The sequence below is a fragment of the Pseudanabaena yagii GIHE-NHR1 genome (assembly GCF_012863495.1).
In the GTDB taxonomy this organism is placed as follows: domain Bacteria; phylum Cyanobacteriota; class Cyanobacteriia; order Pseudanabaenales; family Pseudanabaenaceae; genus Pseudanabaena; species Pseudanabaena yagii.
The window spans coordinates 224,269-247,367 of record NZ_JAAVJL010000004.1; the positions used below are offsets into that span (position 1 = coordinate 224,269).

Here is a 23,099-nt window from a genome sequence, read left to right on the forward strand (position 1 = left end):
ACAGAAATAATCGCGTTTTTCCTTTTGACTTTCTACTTTTTCCTTGATTTGGGAATGGTGGCGCAAATGCAAAACCTCTACAAATTTTTACCTTTTACCTTTTTACTTTTGCCTTGGAGGGATGCCACACATCTGTCTGTCGCTGTCTGTGGCGTTGGGATTAGTGGAGAGATAGTCTTGGAGCTTATTGCATAAACCACTGACAAGGCGATCGCGATCGCTCTCAATCTCCCACACCTGTGCCGTCTTGTCAGAGGAAGCGGTGACGATTTTGCTGCCATCCGCACTGAAATTCGCACTATTGACCCAACCTGTATGCCCTTTTAGTTCGGCAATGAAATTCCCTTTCCCATCCCACAACCGCGCCGTATTGTCAGAGGAAGCGGTGACGATTTTGCTGCCATCCGTACTGAAATTCGCACTATTGACCCAACCTGTATGCCCTTTTAGTTCGGCAATGAAATTCCCTTTCCCATCCCACAGCCGCGCCGTATTGTCAGAGGAAGTGGTGACGATTTTGCTGCCATCCGCACTGAAATTCGCACTATTGACCCAACCTGTATGCCCTTTTAGTTCGGCAATGAAATTCCCTTTCCCATCCCACAGCCGCGCCGTATTGTCAGAGGAAGTGGTGACGATTTTGCTGCCATCCGCACTGAAATTCGCACTATTGACCCAACCTGTATGCCCTTTTAGTTCGGCAATGAAATTCCCTTTCCCATCCCACAGCCGCGCCGTATTGTCATAGGAAGCGGTGACGATTTTGCTGCCATCCGCACTGAAATTCGCACTTATGACCACACCTGTATGCCCTTTTAGTTCGGCAATGAAATTCCCTTTCCCATCCCACAGCCGCGCCGTCTTGTCATCGGAAGCGGTGACGATTTTACTACCGTCCGCGCTGAAATTCGCACTCCAGAGCATATCTGTATGCCCTTTTAGGTCGGCAATGAAATTCCCTTTCCCATCCCATAGCCTCGCCGTTTTGTCTTCGGATGTGGTGACGATTTTGCTGCCATCCGTACTGAAATTCGCACTATAGACCGAACCTGTATGCCCTTTTAGTTCGGCAATGAAATTCCCTTTCCCATCCCACAGCCGCGCCGTATTGTCATAGGAAGCGGTGACGATTTTGCTGCCATCCGCACTGAAATTCGCACTTCTGACCCCACCTGTATGCCCTTTTAGTTCGGCAATGAAATTCCCTTTCCCATCCCACAGCCGCGCCGTCTTGTCAGAGGAAGCGGTGACGATTTTGCTGCCATCCGTACTGAAATTCGCACTTCTGACCACACCTGTATGCCCTTTTAGTTCGGCAATGAAATTCCCTTTCCCATCCCACAGCCGCGCCGTCTTGTCAGAGGAAGCGGTGACGATTTTGCTGCCATCCGTACTGAAATTCGCACTATTGACCACACCTGTATGCCCTTTTAGTTCGGCAATGAAATTCCCTTTCCCATCCCACAGCCGCGCCGTATTGTCATAGGAAGCGGTGATGATTTTGCTGCCATCCGTACTGAAATTCGCACTTATGACCCCACCTGTATGCCCTTGCAGGCGGTTGCGTTCGGCTACGCGATAGGTCGCCTGTTGCAGCAGGGTGGTCACATCCTGTTGGAGTTCCTGCCATCCCTGCTGTGACTGACTAGGCAGTTGCTTCAGCTTATGCGCGGCACTCACCGCCAGCAGCATCGTCTCGATGCCGAGGTTATCGAACAGAGCAACCTTAGCATTGACCGTAGTTAGCTTGAGATCCGCCAAGGCAATATTATTCAGCGCCACCTGTCGCGCCGCCTCCGATCGCGCCGTTCCCTCTTCGGCTTTTCTGAGTTCTTCCTGAGCGCTTGCCAGTTGTGCCTTTGCCTCCTCCTGTAACTGCAAGAGTTCGCCTTTTGCCCTGACCACTTCTGCATCTGCCTGTTCTTTTTCTGTCCTTACCTTTTCCGTCTCACGGCGCGTATTCACTAAATCCTGATTAGCCTTAGCTTTTTCGGCATCCGCCTTCTGCTTCTCAGTTAAGGCATTACTAAGCTCCTTACCAGCTTTGTCTCTATCAGCATCAGCTTTGATCTTGATGTCATTAGCAATCCTCTTGGACGCATTCGCCTCATTCACCGATCGCGCCGCCCATAACCCCGCACCCGTAGCCAAAGCCAACGTCACCGCCAAAATTGCCGAACCCACCTTCACCCTGCGATCCGCCTTTTGCTTCGCATCACCTAAAATCCTTGCCTCTTCCTCAGCTATTTCCTGTTGCCGAACCGCAATTAACCTCTCCTGCTCCGCAACCTCCCGCGCCTGTTGTTCTGCCTCTAGTTTAAGATAACTTTCTCGCTTCTCCACCTCACGACTAGACTGCAAAAAGCGATCGTCCTCATCACTGAGCCGCTTCCCCTTTGCCCATGCCTCTATCTCCTCCAGCGCCTGACCCCGTAACAAAAAAGAATCCCTCAAACCCTCATCCGTCTCCTGCCACACCCGCAACGCCTCAGCATAAAAAGTCGGACGCATATCCGCCAAAGCACGACTCACCCAAGCCTGATTAAACACCGCCCCATAAATCGGGTTGTAAACCATCAACCTTCCATCGCGCTTCACCACCAAACCTGTTAATCGCAATAGCATCTGGTCATAACTCTCATCCGCAGGAATACCATCACCATCCAAAATCTGCTGATACAAACCCAATAATCTCCCCCTTCCCCTCTCATCACTCTGCAAAATCCTATCCCTGATCGTCTTCAAATGCGCGGGATTATCCTGAGCTTCCCAATTCTCAATCACCTTCTCAAAGACGATCGCTCGTACCATCTCCTCCAGCGAACCTTGCTCAAAATCTGATTTTGCGGCAATAAAAGTCAATATTTTCTGCGTCAGAAAAGGCTGCCCACCCGTCCAATGCAATACCGCCGCCAAACAAGCCTGCGGATCGCTTACTTTTCCTACTAAACCTCTAGCCAAAGACTCTATTTCATTCAACTGGAAGCCACTCATCGCTACCGCATAACCAACATTAAACGACGATCGCTCTTTGTTCTTAATCAAATCCGCAGGTGTCGCCACCCCCAAAAAAGCAAAGGTCAAACGCTGATATTCTGGCTTTTCGGCACGTTGCTCATACAAAGACCGAATCAACAGAAAAAATCCATCGGAATCAAAGGACGTAAGACTCAGTAATGTATCAATCTCTTCGACAAAGATCGCAATTTTTTGAGGAATATTCGGCAATAAGACGCGATTGATAAATTCGTAGAATCTCTCTATCAAAGAAAATGACTGCTCATCGAGATCCTTCCACCACTGTTTAAAATTGATCGCTGATCCTAAATTTAAATCGCGAATTAGATCCCTAATTGTTCCTGCATACCACTGATCCTCTCGTAACGTCGTCCCCTTTTTTTGCGGATCGATCACTGCACAGACAAACCCTTCTTGCTGCAACCTTTGCATTGTCCGCACCCGTAAACTCGACTTGCCCATTTGTCGCGAGTTAAATACAAAGCAATATTCGCCATCCCTGAGATGTTCTAATAATTCGCGATCGCATTGCCGCTCCACATAGGAATTATTATCAATCGGCAAGCTACCGCCAACTTGATATTGGAAATTGCTAGAAGGTGTGGTCATACTGTTATCATATCAATGACTCTAAGCAGTAGCATAGACAATTATAGGGACGGACATCAGCAGGATGAAAAGCTAAAACAATTTTTTCCTTTTTCGTGATTCAATGCTACACATTTGTCTGTTGCTGTCTGTGGCGTTGGGGTTGGTGGAGAGATATATGGTATCTTTAGCCATCAAAGATTAATAATCAAAATCTTTACCAAGGATTGCCAATAATTGTAAACCCAGCCCAATAATATGGATGAGAAAAATTTTTTCTAGTTTTTAACATTGAAATTTGTGCCTGCCTAAATGCCTCTGATTTTGTCGGTGCAGTTTTTAATTGTTTATAAAATTCTTGCATTAGAACTGTTGTCCCTTCGTCATGGACATTCCAAGAACTTGCTATGACAGACTTTACACCTAATTGAATAACTCTTCCTGCAAGACCGAATTTATTCTCACTTCCGTCCATTTTAATTTGAGATATTCCACTTTCACAAGAACTAAATACTAATAACTCTATTGGAAATCTCCCTACTTCTAACTGATTAAACTGGTTAAATTTAATTACTCTATCCCACATTAAGAAAAAAGATTTATCAGGTTCTTCTCTGTTAAGGCTAATAGGTGAAGCTATATGAATTATTTGAAAAGAGTTTCTTTTTCTTTGAGACATAAAGTTTTCTAGTGTGAATTCCTCATTTAAAAGAGACTCAGATCTAGGACTCCATTCAGATTTAATAATTGCTAGTTCTTTCTCTACAAAAGGAGTTGATGTAAATGAAATTTTTTTACCTAGAACTTCTATGTTCTTGGCTAATGATAAGCCTGTTACTAGCACGTTAGCATTTCTAATATCTACATAGCTAGTGTCAGTCAAATTTAGACCTGGCATAATTCCAATACTATATTTTTCCACTAAAAATTGCTTGCCGTCATAAAGTGCGGCTAGAGGAATATATCTTAACTTTTGATCAGTGATGAAAACAAGATTGTCTATTTTCTGCTTTTGTAATTCTGAATCTATCGGCTTGATTAAAAGTTTATATAACTTTTCTGATGGCTCTAATAAATCATTGCTGCTTGAATCTGTGACTGTTTGACGAAACTCTCGAAGAAGGTCTATTAGTTCTATATTTTTGATTGATACTTGTTTTGATACTTGACCTTGTGCTGTGAGCATTAAAATGCCAAGACTATCATTTGCTTTGCTATCAACTCCTGAATTAATAAAACTCATATAAATAATTGCAGGTCTTTGTCCTGTTTGACGTTCGACTCTAGCTGGCGCATCACCAACACTTTCAATAATTGCTTGCTCAGCCAGTCTCTTTTGATTTTGAATCAAGTTAAATTCAACACTCAATTTTGAAAATTCAGTTTCTTTCTTTGCAATCTCTGACTGAATTTTTTGAGCTTCAGCTTGCGATTTACTTATTTGTTCTTCTACATCTTTCTGAGCTTGTTGTTGCTCTTTTAGCGCTTGAGATACTCTTGTTTTAGCTTCTTGAACCTCTTGATTTGCGCGATCCAATTGCTCCTTTGATTCACGATCAACTGCTTCTAGCTTTTTCTCCGCATTAGCCAAATTTTCCTGAGCTTCTGAAACTTGGCGATTTTTTAAATCTAATTGTGATTGCGCAAATTGTACATTTTTTACTGCCTCTTGTTTTTGAGCATTTGACTTTTTCACTGCCAGTTCAGCCTCTTGAATCTTAGTTGTAGCATCACGATCAGCTTTTTCAGCACGTTCAGTCGCGCTCCTAACAAATTGCGCTGCAAATACACTGATAAGTAAAGCAGTTCCTAAAGTAAAAATCAGAATTACCGAACCAGTCTTAACTTTCTTTGTGGCATTACGTTCAGCATCTATCAAAATTAAATTTGCCTCCTCAGCCGCCTCCCGAGTCAACCTCTCTGTCTCCAATGACAAAGTGATCGCCCGTCTCTCCACATCTCGACTATCGCGCAAAAACTGCTCATCCTCATCACTCAATCTTTTCCCCTTCGCCCAAGTCTCCGCATCTACCAAAGCCTGACCCCGCAATAAAAATGACTCCTTTTGCTCATCGCTCTCCTGCCATGCCTGAAAAGCCGAACCATAAAAACTGGGACGCAAATCTGCCAACGCCCGACTTACCCATATTTGATTAAACACCGCTCCATAAATCGGATTGTAAACAATCAAACGCCCATCACGCTTCACCACCAACCCTGTTAACCGCAACTGCATCTGCTCATAACTCTCATCGTCGGGAATTCCTTCAGCATCCAAAACCTGCTGATACAGCCCCAAAAGCATACCCCGTCCCTTCTCATCACTTTGCAAAATCCTATCTCGAATCGTCTTCAAATGTGCAGGAATATCCTGTACTTCCCAATTCTCAATCACTTTCTCATTCACGATTGCTTCTACAAATGCATCGGGCGAAGCTTGCCCTAAATCACTATCTGTCGCAATTAAATTTAAAAGCTTTTGGGTAAGAAAAGGTTGCCCACCTGTCCAATTCAAAATCGCTGCCAAAATTGGCACTGGCTCACTAATTCGACTAGCCAAACCCTGCACCAAAGGTTCCGCTTCTCCCAGTGTAAAGCCATTCATTTCTACAGCATGACCAATATTAAAAGCTGAACTGCCACTGTCTCGTATCAAATCTGACGGAGTGGCAACACCCAAAAAAGCAAACGTCAAGCGCTGATATTCTGGTTTCTCGGCACGGCGTTCATATAAAGAACGAATTAGAATAAAAAAGCCATCGGTATCAAACTTGAGACTGAGTAGATTATCAACTTCCTCAATAAAAATTGTGATTTTGTTGGGAATATTGGGTAATAGAACTTGCTCAATGAAATAATCAAAGCGTTCCACTACCGAAATTGACTGAGCATCGAGTTCTTTCCACCATTTGGGAAAGTCGATCGCTTGTTCTAAATGCAAATCACCAATCAATCGCTTAATCGTCCCCGCATACCATTGATCCTCTCGCAGAGTTGTCCCCCTCGTCTGCGGATCAATCACTGCACAGACGAAGCCTTCTTGCTGCAACCTTTGCATCGTCCGCACCCGCAAACTCGACTTACCCATCTGTCGCGAGTTAAATACAAAGCAATATTCGCCATCCCTGAGATGTTCTAATAATTCGCGATCGCATTGCCGCTCCACATAGGAATTATTATCAATCGGCAAGCTACCGCCAACTTGATATTGGAAATTGCTAGACACTTAACTACCTCCTAAGCGATCGCGAAAGTATAACTTATACAACAAACATCTCGGCGTGACATCGTTATCAATGCGGGATACTAACCCTTGGCTATCGAGCTTAAAACTAATTTCTGATCGCAACCGCACGGGAGCATCCGCCATCACTACTTTTTGCATTGCCTCACCAAGTTCAGGATAGTCTTCTAAGGTTTTGAGATGCCCCATCAAGTAACTGCTGTAAATTCCTGCTTCCGTAGGCGCAGTTCGCAAAAACTCCTCTAAGGTAATATCTTGCGAGGCAATTCGATAGAGCGCCGATCGTACTAAATAGGGATGTCCGCCGATCAATTCCATAAATTGATGCAACTCATCCTCTGACCAACTTAATTGATGTCGCTTGACTAGTTCTCTTACTTGATCAGTGGTAAATTCCCGCAGTTCTACAGGAAAACCAACATTAAACGGTGATTGATTAATGTCTCTTTGGGCATAGGGTTCTTGAGAATGGACAATTACCAACCGCAACTTGCCCCACAATGGATGACTGCGCGATCGCTCATACCAACCACGCAGCAAACCACAAAAATCCGTCTCGATTTCAGGATAGCTAAATACGCGATCGAAGTTATCAATGGCAATTATGAGTGGGCGATCGTTACCTTCTAATAAATATTTCTCGAAATAGTCGGTACAGTTGTCATTCGCGCCAAAAATATCATCCCAATATTCCTCAGTCTTGACCCGCACACCTAAAGCTTTACCAACAGAAGCGCAGAACCATTGCATGAATTTTTCAGGATCGGCAAAGATTTTTTGATTGGTTTGCTCTAGATTTAAAACCACTGTGCGATAGCCAAGACTCTCTGCATGATTAATCACCCTTGCCATCAGCGAAGACTTGCCCATGCGATGAGGCGATTTAATCCTTAATAGCGATCCCGCTTTTTTGATCTCCTCGTAACAGCGTGACTCATAGCCCGAAGCAATATAAAAGTGCGAATTAATAGCAACCTGACCTTCCGTCGATTCCAAAGCGATCGCATGATCATTATCCAATGATGGTTGCTTCGGTATGGTCACAATCGTCGTGGATTCGTCAAGAATCTCTCGCAAAGCAACTAGCATCTCGTTAGCAGTGGCATAGCGATCGCGAAAGTTTAACCGAATCGCCTTATCTAAAAACGCCACAAAAGACGGACTAAAATTACCTGCATAGCGATGCCACGATAGTTCACCAGTTTGAGGATCAGTATCAAGTTCAGAACTGATTTTCCCAGTTAATAGATAAATTGCAGTCAAGCCCAAGCTATACAAATCACTGGCAAAACCCACCCGCCCGATCGCCTGTTCTGACGGCATGAAAGTAGGCGTACCGATCACCACTGAGCAAGTCACATCTCCTTGAGCCGTCATCGCAGTTGCCAACGTTGCCTTGACTGCCCCAAAGTCAATTAGTACTGGCAAGCGATCGCTAGTTCTTAAAATAATATTTTCAGGTTTAATATCACGATGAATAATGCCGCGATCGTGAATATGCTCTAAGGTTGGCAACAGATCTAGCAGAAGTTTCTTGACCTGAAGCTCTGTAAAACATCCCTCAGTATGAATAAGATCGCTCAGATCCTTTCCATCAACCCATTCCTGAACCAGATAAAACTCATCATTTTCACAAAATGAGGCATAAAGCTCTGGCACAAGGCAATTATCTTTACCCAAAGTTTCGAGCGTTGCTGCCTCACGCTGAAAGCGATCGCGCACAATTTGATAAATTTCTGGATTATTTGCGATCGCCTTGAGTTGCTTGATCACACAAATACGTCGCGATGGCATTTGTGTATCTTCCGCCAAAAAAGTTTGACCAAATCCACCTGAGCCAAGCACTCGGAGAACTTTATACCGATTGGACAGGATGGTAGTCATTTTTTTAGAAAGCTCTAAACTTTCATCTAGTTTTAAGTTTATTTGAGTACTTGTCAACAAAAAAAAGAGGAAGCGCTAAGCGCTTCCTCTTTTGAGATCAGAATTAGTCAGAAGGAGGACTGACTTGTTCTTTGAAAGACTTACCAGCAGAGAAGGCTGGAACTTTGGTGGCGGGGATTTCCATCTTTTCGCCAGTCTTAGGGTTGCGACCTTCGCGGGCCTTGCGATCACGAGCTTCAAAAGAACCGAAGCCAACCAAAGTTACTTTGTCTCCGCTAGCTACCGTATCGATGATTACTTCAAGGGTTGCTGAGAGAACTTCATCGGCAGTCTTTTTGTTGACTGACAAGCCCTTCTCAGCAGCTTTCTTAGCAATAGCATCAACTAGTTCACCTTTGTTCATAGGTTTCCCCTTAATATATAGATGATTTGTGAGTATGAGTTTAATGTCAAAGAAATATTTGTGCGATCGCTTTTAGTGAAAGCCGCACTGACTATGACTTCTGTTTGATCATTCTAATAGCAACTTGCCACTTGTGTATATACACAACGGTTAATTTATAGGGATTTGAGCAGTTTTTTCTAATTACTTATTGCCGCAATTCTTGATCAAATCCGTCAAATCCTCTTCCAGAGAGCTTTTCAAGAATCAAGCAAGATCATAAATCAGCGTAACCTAGACAGGGTAAGCACTTCACAAAAGTTCAAATTTTTATGATAAATCGCTGAATTCTACTAACTTGCCCCACCAACAATCGCCATCAGTAGGTAACGCAAGTTCGGAATAATTTAAAACGAATACACCGTAGGCATTGAGAGAGGGGCTGCTACGCAGCCCCTCTCTCAATGCCAGAAATCAAAAAACCTGCTAATCAAGGTTTTTGATTTCTGACCTATAAAATTTGTAAGCCTAACTCGAACTGACGTTAGGCTCTTACGGATAAAAAATGTCCCACCAAAGTTATCTAGCTTCGACTACGCTCAGCTAACGTTGTCTGAGCGCAGTCGAAGCCACAAGTACTTTAATCTATAGCAAGTCCCTTATGAAGAAATATCTTTGCAAACTTATCGGCAGAAATTAGGATGAGTGCGGCTTCCGCTACTTCTAAACCTCTACTTTTAGATGGATTCTCATCACTTTGTTGGTTATGATTCAAAATTCTAGGTTTTGAACAAGATAGTATTGTTAATGCTTCTTAGCATCTTCGCAATCAAACTTTGCATTCCATTTACCATATATGCATTCATCCACGCCATCCAGTACCAATGAGCTAACCCGTCAGTCTCCCCTCATAATTGCGCCATTTTTCCTCTGGGGAACGGCGATGGTCGTGATGAAGGCTTTGCTACCACAAACTAGTCCCATGTTTATGGCGGCAGTTAGGTTAATTCCCGCAGGTTTATTACTAATTCTTGGCGCAGCTTATTTTGGTAGAAGTCAGCCCAAAAGTTGGCAAGCATGGTTATGGATTAGTTTGTTTGCATTAGTCGATGGCACTATGTTTCAAGGATTCTTAGCACAGGGATTAGTAAGAACTAATGCAGGGCTTGGATCATTGCTAATTGACTCGCAACCTCTAGCAGTTGCCATACTAGCAGCAGTTTTGTATAACGAAAAAATTGGTATCGGTGCAACCCTTGGTTTATTTGTAGGGGTAATTGGCATTGGCTTAATTGGCTTACCATCGGAACTAATGACTGCGTTGTTAAGCGGAGATTTCAGCACAGTTTTAGAGGCAGGAGTATTTACCCTTGGTGAGTGGTTTATGCTCGGTGCATCACTATCCATGGCGATCGGCACAATTTTAATTAGACCTGTAGTGCGCTATGCCGATCCAGTCATGGCGACAGGTTGGCATATGGTGATTGGGGGTTTACCTTTATTACTTATTTCTAACCAGATCGAGCAGCATCAATGGCAAGATGTGACTGCTTGGGGATGGCTAGGCATGGCTTATATGGCGATTATGGGTAGTGCGATCGCCTATGGATTATTTTTCTTTTTTGCATCGTCAGGAAGTTTGACCACCTTGAGCGCTCTGACCTTCTCGACACCAGTATTTGCGCTGATGTTTAGCAGTCTCTTTCTTGGTGAAAATCTGACTTTAGTGCAATGGATTGGTGTGATTTTGACGCTAACGAGTATTTATCTTGTCAGTGTACGTGGCTCAGAATCAGATAGCAGTGAAGCAAATTCTGAATCTGAAACAATGACGGAATCTAAAATTTTGACTGCGGCTGAGCAAGTGGCGGTTAGTTCTGCTGTGCCAATTTTGCAACAACCTGTTAATGAATCCCTAATCAACGAACGTCAGTTTGATGAACGCGGAAAATGGTAATAAGTGCTTGCCATTTCTTACCATTTTTCGCCATTTGTGACATATGAAATTCTCGCCGCAGTTAAGAATAACGCGAGTTCAGGATAGTTTGAAACGAGCTTTGAGAGAGGGGTCGCTACGCAAACCCTCTCTCAAAGCCCCAAAATAAAAGCCTTGCTTAGCAAGGCTTTTATTTTGGGGCTTTTAAAATTTATCAGCTTAACCCAAACTGACGTTAAGAATAAGAAACTGGGCTTAATCACTATATTTTTGTTGAAAGTTTAGAAAAGCAGCATCTTCAACACAATATATTTTTTTATTTTAATTAAAGTATCTCATCTTGATATATTTGAGAATTTTAAGCAGTTGCTTAAACTGATACTTTGTGCGATTTCTATGGATCGAATCAAACCCAAATATCTGCGATCGCTTTACGATCTCAAGGCCATTTTGATGAAGGTATTTTTAACCTTTGCCGTTTTAGCGATCGTAGGAACATGGTGGATAGAAGCATTGGAATCACATATAAATCCAATAGATCGCATTGCTTACCCAATCATGATTGCAGTATTTGGTATCAGTGCATTCTGGTTGCATCTAAAGCCCAAAAGCCTAAGAAAAGTTGAGTATATTACCTTTACTACTTTTGCTAGCTACTGCTTTGTTGATTTTCAAGCAATGCTTTTTGGTCTACCTTTGTTTATTGCCGATCTATATAGCGTCGCCACATTCTTACAATGGCTACCGATGGTCTATATATCAGCATTTATTATGCTGGAAATTCGCAATGCTATTATCGCTTCAGGCTTGTTTTATACATCCTTAGTCATCCCCATTGTTTCGTATAGGTTCATTCAGTATGTTCCTGATTTAGCATCAACCCAAATATATCTAACAGCAATGGTGGTCTGTTTTGCTCATCCAATTTATATCTTAATGCTTTTAGGAATAGCTCTTTTAAAAGAACAACTTGTGCAAATAAAGACTCAAGCTGAAAATATGTCAGTTGCGGCAACAACCGACTACCTCACAGGTATTACAAATAGAAGATTTGCTACTCAGTCCCTCGATCATTTACTGGAATTAGCAAAAATAGAAAATTTTCATCTAACAATATTTGTATTAGATATTGATCATTTTAAGGAAGTTAACGACTCTTTTGGTCATGATGTTGGCGATCGTGTACTGATCTGTCTTGCCAATTTTTTGCGTCAGAATCTTCGTGATTCCGACATATTAGGAAGATGGGGCGGCGAAGAATTTATCGTGATTTTGCAGAAAACTGATTTGCAGACAGCCTGTCATTTAGCCGAGCGTCTATACGAACGAAATTCTGAATGGGTTTACGAAAAAGTTGGTCATGTGACGTTTAGTATTGGTATTGCTACATCAAGACCAGATGATACAACTGACTCATTGTTTAAACGTGCTGATGCGTCTCTATATCAAGCTAAACAGAATGGGCGCAATCGCTTTGAGATCGCCGTTTAAGTAACTCTAAATGTAAAGGATAATGTGCTGTGCCTAGCATTAAACATCATTACATTTCAATCATTAACAATAATCAGCTCAACTAAATTCATGCCCATTTTATATACTGCAATTACCAATCATGGCTTTGGTCATGCGACGCGCACTGCGGCTGTCCTTGCTGATCTGCAACAGCGATCGCCTGATATTAAGTTAATCATTGCGACGACGGCTCCACGTTGGTTATTGGAGGAATATATCGCAGGTGATTTTATTTACCATCAACGAGTGTTTGATGTGGGCGTAATCCAGATAGATAGTTTAGTTACTGATCAAGAAGCAACCTTTGCGGCATGGCAAAAAATTCACGAGCAACAGGCAGACTTAATTACTAAAGAAGTGAAATTTTTGCAAGAGAACAAGGTTGATTTAATTTTTGGGGATATTCCTCCCATGCTGACGGAAATTGCCAAAGCAGCGAAGATTCCTTGTTGGATGGCAGGCAACTTTGGCTGGGACTTTATCTATCGTGATTGGGGTGGTAAGTATGCAGAACTTGCCGATCGCCTATCGGAAAACTACAGCCATTGCGATCGCCTATTTCGCTTACCCTTTGCGGAACCCATGACTAGTTTCCCCAATATTCAAAATGTGGGACTAACTGGCGCAAAGCCGAACCATTCCCCTGAATATTTACGTGAAAAATTTAATTTAGATGGCGATCGCCCTACGGCTCTGCTCACCTTTGGGGGGTTGAGTTTGCAATCGATTCCCTATCAAAATCTCGCTAAGTTTCCCGAATGGCAATTTATCACTTTTGATCGAGGCGCTCCTGACCTACCAAATTTGACTAAAGCCAATTGCGATCGCCTTCGTCCTGTGGATCTGATGGTGGTATGCGATCGTGTCGTCACGAAACCGGGGTATGGCACATTAGCGGAAGCTCTGCGCGTTGGAGTTCCCGTTGTTTGTCTGACCCGTGAAGGATTTTTAGAGGCTGAAACCCTAATAGCTGGAGTAAAGAACTACTCAGAACATTTGATTATTTCGCCCCAAGAGTTTTATGAAGGTGATTGGTCATTTCTCAATGCAACCTTCCTCCCTCCAGATTTAGCAGAGGCAAAACAGCTAGATATGCATGGAGAAGAAACTATTAATCAAGCGATTTTGGACTATTTCGCCTAAACTAAGAAATCCCAAGTTGTATCTCTATCTAACGAATTAAATTTGCCGAGGCATTTATGACTTGCCTGTTTTGATACACTTGGGATCGATCGCCAGCGTAAAATCAAAATCTCTGTCGCTGTGGAATCGACAAACTATGGAAATCGATCAATGCTACCAACTCTTCGGTTTGACATCTAACGCGACCTTAGAAGATGTCAACAAAGCTTATAAAGCGCTGGCTATGCAATGGCATCCCGATCGCATCCCCAGAGAGAATGTGCAGCTACAACTACAAGCACAGGAAAAACTAAAAGAAATTAACCATGCAAGGGATAGCTTGCGAAAAGCTGCTGAACAAAAAGTATCAGGTTCCCAAAGATATTCGCATCAAAATAAACAAACTCATCAACACCAAACTAAATATCACAGTAAATACCAAAGTGCTTCTCAAGGCTATACTCAACAAAAAGCAGCAGACCGTACTTCAGATCGCACTTCGGAACGTACTTCGGAACGTTATTATTCCTATCAATCGCGATCGCAATCTCAGTCCTATCAACCCTATCAGTCTTATCAAGCACGCCAGCAAACCAGTAAACATCCCCAGCCTGAGCCGCCCCAACGTAATCCATCATCAGAGCCACAACAGAGTCCTAAAACGACGGATCTCACTGGAGCGGATTTCCGTGGAGCAAATTTACGCGAAAAATATCTTGAAGGTAGGAATCTCAGCTATGCCAATCTCAGTAATGCTGACTTAACCGATGCATTTCTCCACCGTGTCAACTTTCAAGGGGCAAATCTACAAGGGGCAAATCTATTTAGAGCTAATCTATTCCAAGCTAATCTCCAAAATGCGGATCTACGCGGAGCTAACTTAATTGGTGCAGACCTAAGTGGCGCAGACTTAAGTGGTGCAAACCTGACTGGAGCAAAGGTAGGTTTTGGCGAAAAAATAATGGTCAAGCTAACCAACGTTAAACTCAAGGGTGCAACGATGCCCAATGGCTCTCTCTACATGCCATAAGGCTCTTGCGGATAGAAAAATCTCCCACCAAAGTTATCTAGCTTCGACTTCGCTCAGCTAAAGTTGGCTGAGCGGAGTCGAAGCCTCAGGTACTTCAATTAACATAGCAATGTAAGTTTTGCTTAGGACATAAGACCCAAATAAGTGAAGGCGGCACTTCGTGCCGCCTTCACTTATTTGGGTTTTGATTTGTCCTAGATATCTCCTACATTGCTATAGCAAAGCCCCAAGCTTAGCAGCAAAACATTTTGTCCCTTGAAATTTAGTGCTAATAAAAATAGCGGGTATTGCCAAGTTTGAGTTAGCAATCCACGCTATAGAGGAATTATCCGAGACATTACAATAAGGTATCAACAAAAAATCGACTATACATCCGCAAAATTGCTTGACTTGCTGTAAAAAACATTAATTTGCAGCGATCGCAAAATCATGTGCAAAAGATTGAGTGGCTTTTGACAAAAACTTTAACTAAGTAGGCAGGTGCAATTAAATAATAAAACCCCAAAACCTGTGGTGCACGCTGCGCGTGCACCACAGGTTTTGGCTCTGGTTTTTAATTATGCCAAGCTACTTACGCAAATAACCCACAATTTTTGTATAAGCAGCCTACAAATTTAAGACAAATTTAATTTTGTGGGTTTGATATAGATGATGGGTTCGTTTAGCAGTCATAAATTATAGAAATGCCAAAGACTTAAACGACCAATAAATATAGGCTTCAATCATTATATATCAATAATTATTAAGCAGTTAAATACGATAACGGAAGGGATGTTTAACAAGTTTTAACTGAAGTATTGCAGTAATTAGAATAATCCTATTTTTATATCTTTCTAAAGGATGATTTATGATCCCCGCTAATATCGTAGGTTAAAACAACAGTAATTATACTTAAACATTTTTCTGGCTTTAGATGCAATTTTTTCAAAAAAGAGATCATTTAATTTGTTCCTAATTGTTATCCCAAAACACTTATTTGGGAAATTCAAAATAAATGTTTTCTTATTATCTACAGTCTGATTTTTTTAACGAACATCTTTGCTTAATAATATTTACAATCTATGTCTAGTTTATCTAAATTATGGGCAATATCCTTGATTTCATTAGCTTCTAGCGTCACATCTCCAATATTTGCGGCAGATCTAGCTGACAATAAAATCAACTATGATCTCAATCAAATTTCGCCAGAGCAATCCTCGACAAATAAACAATCGAGTCAAAAACCCTCAAATGATGCTAAACCCAAATACATCATCGAATTTCAGGCAAAGACCGCTAATGAATGGATAATTACGGTCAATCAGCAGCCTACTTTTGAGGTTAAAGACTTGCCTAGAGCAGCGATCGCTACAGCTAAACTTGCTGTTATTCTCAACACACCTGACTTTGATCCCAGGCAACTTGAGCCATTGGTAGTGAATGGCGAATACCTTGGTAAATATAAAAATACAATCCTATTTAGAATTCCTAAATCCGAAGTGGTGAATCCTTCGCTGAGTCTAACCCAATGGATTAATAATCTCAGAGTTGCGGCTGGGGCAGAGCCAATGACTCTCGTTGAAGCCCAAAAGCAAATGTATCAATTAACAGTTACTAACGAAAAAATTGATGGTATTGCTTCTTGGTATGGTCCTTATTTCCAAGGTAGACAGACTGCTTCAGGAGAACAGTTTGAACAACAGGATTTTACGGCTGCTCACCCCAGCTTGCCTTTTGACACTTACCTCAAAGTTACTAATCGCCAAAATGGTAGATCTGTAGTTGTGAGAATCAATGATCGCGGTCCCTACGTGGGCGATCGCAGTCTCGATTTATCCCATGCCGCAGCGATCGCACTAAATAGCGATGAAGTTGGCGTTGTACCAGTTACGGCAACAATACTTGCACCATTGAGATAATTGATATAAAAAATAAAAACGCGGCGCAATGCGCCGCGTTTTTATCTGAGATTTTCAGTCCGAGTGCCAATATCGAGAAATTGAATTAACTTGACAGGATCAGCATTAAACATAAAAGCTCTAGCATCAGGCGCAATTTTATAACCTTCTTTCTCAGCCGCTTTTTGGGCAGCATAGGGAAGAGGACTTGATAGTTCAAACATTAACCGAGCATAGGGATCGCTCAATACTTCCACAGTATTGGGAAAAGAAACTGGCTGAGTATACTCGGCAGATAGATGAATGTTATATAGCAGAACAGAACCATCGGAAGTACCCAATTTTTTGAGATGCATCGCCTCTTCCGTGGGATTACCATCCGTCGATTCGCCATCGGTAATGTTGATAATCGTTGGTGGATAGCTATTCGGATGTTTTTCAATCCATTCCTCTAACAAAAGTCGTGCCATCGCAAATACGCTGCACATCGCTGTACCACCACTTGCTACAGGCTTAAACCAAATCGGAAAGTCATTATAAACTTCAACTAAACCACCCATTCCATCGGGTAATTTTTGAGCGCGTTTCTCCAATTCGGCTGGATTTTCGTAGATTTTGCCAATGGGCGCGATCACCTGATCGCCAGCAATACCATTGAGCGCTGAGGCAACTTCACTGTTATAACCAATGACACCCACATCAAAATAATCGTAAATCTCATTACCTTTAACACAGCGCTGTCCTAAAGAGTCAAGCAAACGATTGACCGCATCGGCAACAGCCTGAGCTTTTTGGATCGGTTCACTAGTTTTGTGTAAGCTTTCATTTGCGCCTTTGGCTGTTCCCTTACTTGCACTTTCACTAGAAAATGCGTCTGCCATCGATCCTGATTGATCGATTAGAAAAAGAAAACAACTAGGTTGGCGACGACTGATCTCTGCTGAGTAAGGCATATTAAACTTACCCGATTCCTTAATTTATTTATGTCTCAAGAGTTAACCTCAGTCTAGCAAAGGTAAGCTCAATAAACCTTTTCCCAATCAAAATTCAGCTATTTATCCTAAGCAATCTATTCACGGCAATCCTAGAGTAACTATCGATCAACCAAACCAAGAGATTTTTTAAAAGTGCTGCAAAGCAACACTTTTAAAAAATCTCTTGGTTTGGTTTTGAGTGCAAAGCTTTGTAAGAATCAATGCAGTACTATAACGAACAACCAAAATGCTATGGGAGAGTTTGTTTCCCCGCCTTCGGCGGGGAAACAAACTCGTAATTCACTTGAGCTATATCTGCTTTCTCAGCATTATGGCGATTGATTCTATTTTGTTAGTTATTATGATGATAAGTAGGACAAGCAGCACCAAGCGGCACTAGTTTTCAACGTCATAACTATACAATTCTTAACCTATGCCATCCATCAATCTCAGCAAGATTCTTCTAAAAGGAGAAGTATTGTCCCTATTGAGAGGATTAATTACAACACATACTTCCCCAATCACGATTCAAGATCAAAAAGGGAAAGTCCTAGTTGCAGACCTTGGCATAGAAGTAAATAAGTCATCACAAGCTGAATTTAATCACGCTTATGACTATCCAAGTAATGTCACCAAGGTTCCAATTTTACTGGATGAAGAAGTATTAGGTTGGGTAATTGGAAATGAACAGACTAAGCAGGTTGCTGATTTTTTAAACTATATAGTTAAGCGTGAGTTTGAAAGAAAAACCCTTGCAGCAGATGCTCTAGATAAATATCGAGAGATTAGTCTGCTCTATACGATCGCTAGTAAAATGTCTAGCTGCCTAGATGTTAAGGAAATCGGGACTCTAGTAATAGAGGAAGCGAGTCGGTTGATCAGATGTACTAGTGCATCGGTTATGCTCCATAATCAGCACGATAATTCGCTAGAGATCATTGCGGCTAAAGGTACTGCTGAACGGATAGGAAGTTTAAAATTTGCAGTTGATAAAGGAATTGCAGGGTATGTCTTTACCACGGGCAAACCAGAATTAGTTAATGATGCTACTAAAGACCCACGCTATATCATCGTTAATGAGAATCACTCCTATGCGTTAATTTGTGCACCAATTCTCACTAAGGATCGCAGTTTAGGTGTCGTCAATATCAGTAATTCCGAGCCTATTAGTTATACATCTCAAGATCTTAAGTTATTTACTGCATTGGTCACTCAAGCTTCTGGAGCCATTGAGAATGCCTTACTCCATGAAAGCAAACTGCAAGAAGAGAGAATCAAAAACAATTTAGAAAGATACCTCTCACCTCAGGTTGCTCAAGCTGTCATCAATGATGCAGGTGAAGTGTCCCTCACCACGAGTAAGCGAAGAATTGCTATGTTGTTTTCCGATATTCGCAATTTCACAACGAAATGTGAAGAACTAGAGCCAGAGCAACTAGTCGCATACTTGAATGAGTATTTCACCCAAATGGTGGATGTGATTTTTACGAATCAGGGAACAGTCAATAAGTTTGTAGGCGATATGATCGTCGCAATGTTTGGTGCACCTTCGGCGATCGCCGATCGGGAATATTGGGCGATCGCAGCCGCGATTAATATGCAAAAGCGTATCAAAGAATTGCCGATTGATTGGATTCGGGAAAACTTTATTACAGGGATTGGGATTAGCTCTGGAGATGTGATTGTGGGTAATATCGGCTCACCACAACATATGGACTACACTGCGATCGGCGATGAGATGAATATTGCTTCACGTTTGCAAGGCTTGGCGCAAGGAGGACAAATTTTAGTAACCCGTAGTGTTTATGAAGCAACACAGTCCAGTTTTCAATTTCGCGAGTTTGGAACTTTACCCGTCAAAGGTAAAAAGAATTTAGTAGAAATTTTTGAAGTTATTTACTAGTACTTAACTTCAGTTCGAGTTAAGCTTGCAAATTTTACAACCCCAAAATCAAAAGCCTTGCTAAGCAAGGCTTTTGATTTCGGGCTTTGAGAGAGGGTTTGCTACGCAAACCCTCTCTCAAAGCCTATTTTAAATTTTTCCAAACTCACATTACTTACAGTCTATTTAGGTTTTATGTCGTATAGATAAATTTTCAAAAAGCTTGCAAAGCAAGCTTTTTGAAAATTTATTGGGGTTTTAAGAAAATGTAAATTACTGTATTCAGGAACCAAGACAAATTGTCATAGTCAATTGCATTAGTTAATCAGGTCAAACAGATTATTTTTGAGCGCAAAGCGCTGTAAGTGATACATTAGTTTTGAGAAACCTCAAAGTCTTTAAAATGTCTAAGAAGCTATTAATCGTTGATGATGAGCCTCACATTCGTTTGCTGTTAGAGCAAACCTTGGAAGAGTTGGAAGATTATGACGTAGAGCTATTAACCGCAACCAATGGTGTAGAAGCACTAGAGGTAATTCAGAGGGAAAAACCGAACCTAGTCTTCTTAGATGTCATGATGCCTAAGATGAATGGGTATGAAGTATGTCAAACCGTCAAAAGTGATGCCAGCTTAAGCGATGTCTACATTATTATGCTGACTGCTAAGGGGCAAGAGTTCGATCGCGATCGGGGTAAGGATGTTGGGGCAGATATTTATATGACTAAACCCTTTGACCCTGATGAAATTTTAGAAAAGTCCTGTGAAATTCTAGGGATAGAAGCTTAAATGAGCGTAAACCTGACCTGTAAGTTAAGCGATCGCCATCTCGATAGCCATCAAGGCAGTAGTCAGCGCCAATTAGCGATCGCTGTATCCGCTAGCTCTTCTAGTACTAGCAGCAATGCTCCTTTAAACCTGTGTCTTGTACTAGATCATAGTGGTTCCATGGGGGGACAGCCGCTAGAGACGGTCAAACGCGCTGCCCAAGATCTAGTCGATCAAATGTATCCACAGGATCGCATTAGTGTAATTGGCTTTGACCATAAGGCTAAGGTCGTAGTGGAAAATCAGCTAGTTGAGCGGATCGCTTCCATCAAAGAGAAGATTCAATCCCTCAAAGCATCAGGGGGGACTTGCATTGATGACGGTATTAAACTGGGTTTACAAGAAACCAGTAAGGGCAAAGATGGCACTGTAAGTCAGCTATTCGTGTTAACGGATGGCGAAAATGAGCATGGGGATAATGAACGCTGTTTCCAGTTTTCACGCTTAGCCACAGAATACAACATGACTCTACATAGTCTCGGTTTTGGTGATAGCTGGAATCAGGATGTGCTAGAACGTATTGCTGATGCTGGTGGTGGCGCAATGGCATATATTCCATCACCTGAAGCGGCTGGAGCAGAATTTCAGAAATTATTAAGGCGTGTTCAAGCGATCGGCTTGACCAATGCCCATTTAATTTTGCAACTTGCCCCCCATGTCAGGCTTGCCGAATTAAAGCCGATCGCCCAAGTTGCCCCAGACACCATCGAGCTATCCTATCAAACCGAAGGTGATGCCATTATTGTCAGGTTGGGAGATTTGATGACTGATGTGGAACGAGTGGTGCTATTTAATCTCTACATCAGCCCTGCTAGCTATATTACGAGTTATCCAGATAGCTCAGAAATTCCTATTTTGTCCGCTCAAGTCCGTTATGACATACCCTCGCAAGGACAAGTTAATACGCTCTCACCATCTGTGGCGATCGCCGCCGAGCTAGTTCAAGACTTTAATCCTCAGGTCGATCCACAGGTACAAAATTATGTATTGGCTCTAGCCAAATATCGACAGACTCAGCTTGCGGAACAAAAACTGCAAGAAGGCGATCGTACTGGTGCAGCAACAATGTTGCAGTCTGCGGCAAAAACCGCATTGCAAATGGGTGATCATAATGCCTCGACAATCTTGCAGAATAACGCTACCCGTCTACAATCAGGTACATTCCTCAGTGAAGCCGATCGCAAAAAGACACGAATTGCTTCCAAAACTGTACTGCAAGCACCGCCCGAGCCTAATACATAGAAATTGCTACAGAAATTTCTTTCTCTTTCCTGTTGTCAGTTTTCCTTCAAGTTTTATTTATTTAAGTTGCTCTTATGATCACCTGCCCTAACTGTGCTCATTCCAATCCTGACGGAGCGGTAAACTGTGAAGCCTGCTTTACTCCATTACCCATTGTCAAAAGCGTGCAATGTCCTAGCTGTAATGCAACAGTATTATCGGATGCGAAGTTTTGTGGTCATTGTGGATTTAATTTGAGTACAGCTAAGGTTGGGAGTCATCCGCCAGAAGTTAATTTAGGAAGCGGCACAACCGATCCATCGCCATCCATCAATCTGTCAACTGAAATTTTCCCTGTAATCCCCACTTCAAGCGCTATGTCTAATTCTCTACCCGACGAGACAACTGAAGGCAATGCTGCGGCAAACTTAGCCGCGAATAGCCAAGAGGTACAAACTGCTCCCAATATTCACGAGGAAGAACTATTTGTAGCTGTTGAGCCAAGTACTGCTCCTGCAAATATTCCTGCATCTGTAAGCCCAAAAACTCAGTTACAGCAATTTGCTGCTTCGTTGCTCCATGTACAGACCAACCTAACTATTGAAATTCCTCCCCATTTACCTGTTGTGCATATCGGCAAGCCCAATACGGTAATTCCACCTGATATAGATGTCTCTGGCTTTCCTGATTCTGATATTGTTTCGCGGATTCATGCGGATATTCGCACCGAGGGTGGATCTTTTTATTTTGAAGATACGGGTAGCTCTAATGGAACTTATATCAATAACTTGCCCCTACCTGCGGGCAATCGTCATAAGCTCAGAGCAGGCGATCGCATTTCTCTAGGCAAGGGTGATAAAGTCAGTTTTATTTTCCAACTTAATTCTTGATTTTCAGCTTTAGCAATTTTTATAAGTAGCTGGGCATAATTAAAAACCAGAGTCAAAAGCTGTGGCGCACGCTACGCGTGCGCCACAGCTTTTGGGGTTGCTTAGGACATAAAACCCAAAATAAAAGTGGCGCAAAGCGCCACTTTTATTTTGGGTTTTGATTTGTCTCATCTATCTCTGTAATTAATTTGTTAAATAAAGAAAACTATTTAATAAACAACTTTTATAAGCGTTATCATATACTTAAATTTAATTCGATATTGATGTAATACCTGTATTCTCAATCACATTAGTTGTATTACAGAATAATACAGTTTATCGTTGAAAAATTATTGGTTTAGATGATGTCCAAATATAAATTCATCAATTCCTAAAACACCAAAATCATAAGCATTGTATTCTTAGTCAGTTGAGGCTTCATTCTATAGATTTGCTAGTCCTATCGTTGCTGGAGATATTAGTTATGGATACGCAGCTACTCAAACTCGAAATTGACATGCATAATCACTACACAGTTTCAACGCTCTATCAAGCGATTCAAGATGAGCTAAAACAGCATGGAAGAGTTATTAACTGGATTGTGTCTGGAGTTGATAAGGATAATCAAAAAGTTTACGTTAACGCGATTTTTTTAGCTGCGGAATTGAACTGGCGTAATTGCTTAAACTAATTTTGATTAGTCCTAAAGATATGACGATGTAATAGATTCTGAG

At 41.9% G+C, this 23,099-nt stretch carries 15 protein-coding genes; 10 read left to right on the forward strand and 5 right to left on the reverse strand.

The features are described 5' to 3' along the window. Positions 1 to 102: 102 nt before the first annotated feature. From HC246_RS23425 to HC246_RS23440, 4 genes are all read right to left on the reverse strand, one after another. Positions 103 to 3,627 carry an AAA-like domain-containing protein gene (locus HC246_RS23425; RefSeq protein ID WP_169365824.1) on the reverse strand — a complete coding sequence of 1,175 codons (3,525 nt, stop codon included), beginning with the start codon at positions 3,625 to 3,627 and terminating at the stop codon, positions 103 to 105. 196 nt (positions 3,628 to 3,823) lie between these two features. Beyond that, positions 3,824 to 6,832 carry a CHAT domain-containing protein gene (locus tag HC246_RS23430; RefSeq protein WP_169365825.1) on the reverse strand — a complete coding sequence of 1,003 codons (3,009 nt, stop codon included), beginning with the start codon at positions 6,830 to 6,832 and terminating at the stop codon, positions 3,824 to 3,826. Next, a complete protein-coding gene (locus tag HC246_RS25660) occupies positions 6,833 to 8,734 on the reverse strand; it encodes an AAA-like domain-containing protein (protein WP_211167934.1) in 1,902 nt (633 codons plus the stop codon). A gap of 103 nt (positions 8,735 to 8,837) precedes the next feature. Next, entirely contained in the window at positions 8,838 to 9,137 is a 300-nt protein-coding gene (locus HC246_RS23440; protein WP_169365826.1) for an HU family DNA-binding protein, read from the reverse strand. 835 nt (positions 9,138 to 9,972) lie between these two features. Here HC246_RS23440 and HC246_RS23445 point away from each other — a divergent pair. From HC246_RS23445 to HC246_RS23465, 5 genes are all read left to right on the forward strand, one after another. Then, positions 9,973 to 11,073, forward strand: a complete 1,101-nt coding sequence (locus HC246_RS23445) for a DMT family transporter (RefSeq protein ID WP_169365827.1) — start codon at positions 9,973 to 9,975, stop codon at positions 11,071 to 11,073. Positions 11,074 to 11,448: 375 nt separating this feature from the next. After that, the gene (locus tag HC246_RS23450; RefSeq protein ID WP_169365828.1) at positions 11,449 to 12,543 is read left to right on the forward strand and encodes a GGDEF domain-containing protein; all 1,095 of its coding nucleotides are present in this window, start codon (positions 11,449 to 11,451) and stop codon (positions 12,541 to 12,543) included. Positions 12,544 to 12,633: 90 nt separating this feature from the next. Further along, entirely contained in the window at positions 12,634 to 13,707 is a 1,074-nt protein-coding gene (locus tag HC246_RS23455) for a glycosyltransferase family protein (RefSeq protein ID WP_169365829.1), read from the forward strand. Between the two features lie 136 nt (positions 13,708 to 13,843). Then, on the forward strand, positions 13,844 to 14,716 hold the full coding sequence (locus HC246_RS23460; RefSeq protein ID WP_169365830.1) for a pentapeptide repeat-containing protein: 873 nt from the start codon (positions 13,844 to 13,846) through the stop codon (positions 14,714 to 14,716). Positions 14,717 to 15,777: 1,061 nt separating this feature from the next. Further along, positions 15,778 to 16,614, forward strand: a complete 837-nt coding sequence (locus HC246_RS23465; protein ID WP_169365831.1) for a septal ring lytic transglycosylase RlpA family protein — start codon at positions 15,778 to 15,780, stop codon at positions 16,612 to 16,614. A gap of 41 nt (positions 16,615 to 16,655) precedes the next feature. On the opposite strand, the gene HC246_RS23470 is transcribed toward HC246_RS23465, so the two are convergent. Continuing rightward, complete coding sequence (locus HC246_RS23470) at positions 16,656 to 17,474, reverse strand: vWA domain-containing protein (protein WP_225903099.1); 819 nt, start codon at positions 17,472 to 17,474, stop codon at positions 16,656 to 16,658. Positions 17,475 to 18,000: 526 nt separating this feature from the next. Between HC246_RS23470 and HC246_RS23475 the strand changes: the two genes are divergently transcribed. From HC246_RS23475 to HC246_RS23495, 5 genes are all read left to right on the forward strand, one after another. After that, entirely contained in the window at positions 18,001 to 19,470 is a 1,470-nt protein-coding gene (locus HC246_RS23475; protein WP_169365833.1) for an adenylate/guanylate cyclase domain-containing protein, read from the forward strand. Between the two features lie 382 nt (positions 19,471 to 19,852). Beyond that, the gene (locus HC246_RS23480) at positions 19,853 to 20,236 is read left to right on the forward strand and encodes a response regulator transcription factor (protein WP_169365834.1); all 384 of its coding nucleotides are present in this window, start codon (positions 19,853 to 19,855) and stop codon (positions 20,234 to 20,236) included. Then, positions 20,237 to 21,517 (forward strand): vWA domain-containing protein, encoded by a 1,281-nt coding sequence (locus tag HC246_RS23485; protein WP_169365835.1) that lies wholly within the window; start codon positions 20,237 to 20,239, stop codon positions 21,515 to 21,517. Positions 21,518 to 21,591: 74 nt separating this feature from the next. Beyond that, positions 21,592 to 22,386, forward strand: a complete 795-nt coding sequence (locus HC246_RS23490) for an FHA domain-containing protein (protein WP_169365836.1) — start codon at positions 21,592 to 21,594, stop codon at positions 22,384 to 22,386. Between the two features lie 463 nt (positions 22,387 to 22,849). After that, positions 22,850 to 23,056, forward strand: coding sequence for a hypothetical protein (locus HC246_RS23495; RefSeq protein WP_169365837.1), 207 nt, complete (start codon positions 22,850 to 22,852; stop codon positions 23,054 to 23,056). The last annotated feature ends 43 nt before the right edge of the window (positions 23,057 to 23,099 follow it).

Bases quoted from the DNA above. Each gene is read 5' to 3' on its own strand.
- HC246_RS23490 (WP_169365836.1), top strand. From the start codon at position 21,592: ATGATCACCTGCCCTAACTGTGCTCATTCCAATCCTGACGGAGCGGTA.
- HC246_RS23460 (WP_169365830.1), top strand. From the start codon at position 13,844: ATGGAAATCGATCAATGCTACCAACTCTTCGGTTTGACATCTAACGCG.
- HC246_RS23450 (WP_169365828.1), top strand. From the start codon at position 11,449: ATGGATCGAATCAAACCCAAATATCTGCGATCGCTTTACGATCTCAAG.
- HC246_RS23445 (WP_169365827.1), top strand. From the start codon at position 9,973: ATGCATTCATCCACGCCATCCAGTACCAATGAGCTAACCCGTCAGTCT.
- HC246_RS23475 (WP_169365833.1), top strand. From the start codon at position 18,001: ATGCCATCCATCAATCTCAGCAAGATTCTTCTAAAAGGAGAAGTATTG.
- HC246_RS23455 (WP_169365829.1), top strand. From the start codon at position 12,634: ATGCCCATTTTATATACTGCAATTACCAATCATGGCTTTGGTCATGCG.
- HC246_RS23485 (WP_169365835.1), top strand. From the start codon at position 20,237: ATGAGCGTAAACCTGACCTGTAAGTTAAGCGATCGCCATCTCGATAGC.
- HC246_RS23470 (WP_225903099.1), bottom strand. From the start codon at position 17,474: ATGGCAGACGCATTTTCTAGTGAAAGTGCAAGTAAGGGAACAGCCAAA.
- HC246_RS23425 (WP_169365824.1), bottom strand. From the start codon at position 3,627: ATGACCACACCTTCTAGCAATTTCCAATATCAAGTTGGCGGTAGCTTG.
- HC246_RS23495 (WP_169365837.1), top strand. From the start codon at position 22,850: ATGGATACGCAGCTACTCAAACTCGAAATTGACATGCATAATCACTAC.
- HC246_RS23465 (WP_169365831.1), top strand. From the start codon at position 15,778: ATGTCTAGTTTATCTAAATTATGGGCAATATCCTTGATTTCATTAGCT.
- HC246_RS25660 (WP_211167934.1), bottom strand. From the start codon at position 8,734: ATGACTACCATCCTGTCCAATCGGTATAAAGTTCTCCGAGTGCTTGGC.
- HC246_RS23440 (WP_169365826.1), bottom strand. From the start codon at position 9,137: ATGAACAAAGGTGAACTAGTTGATGCTATTGCTAAGAAAGCTGCTGAG.
- HC246_RS23480 (WP_169365834.1), top strand. From the start codon at position 19,853: ATGTCTAAGAAGCTATTAATCGTTGATGATGAGCCTCACATTCGTTTG.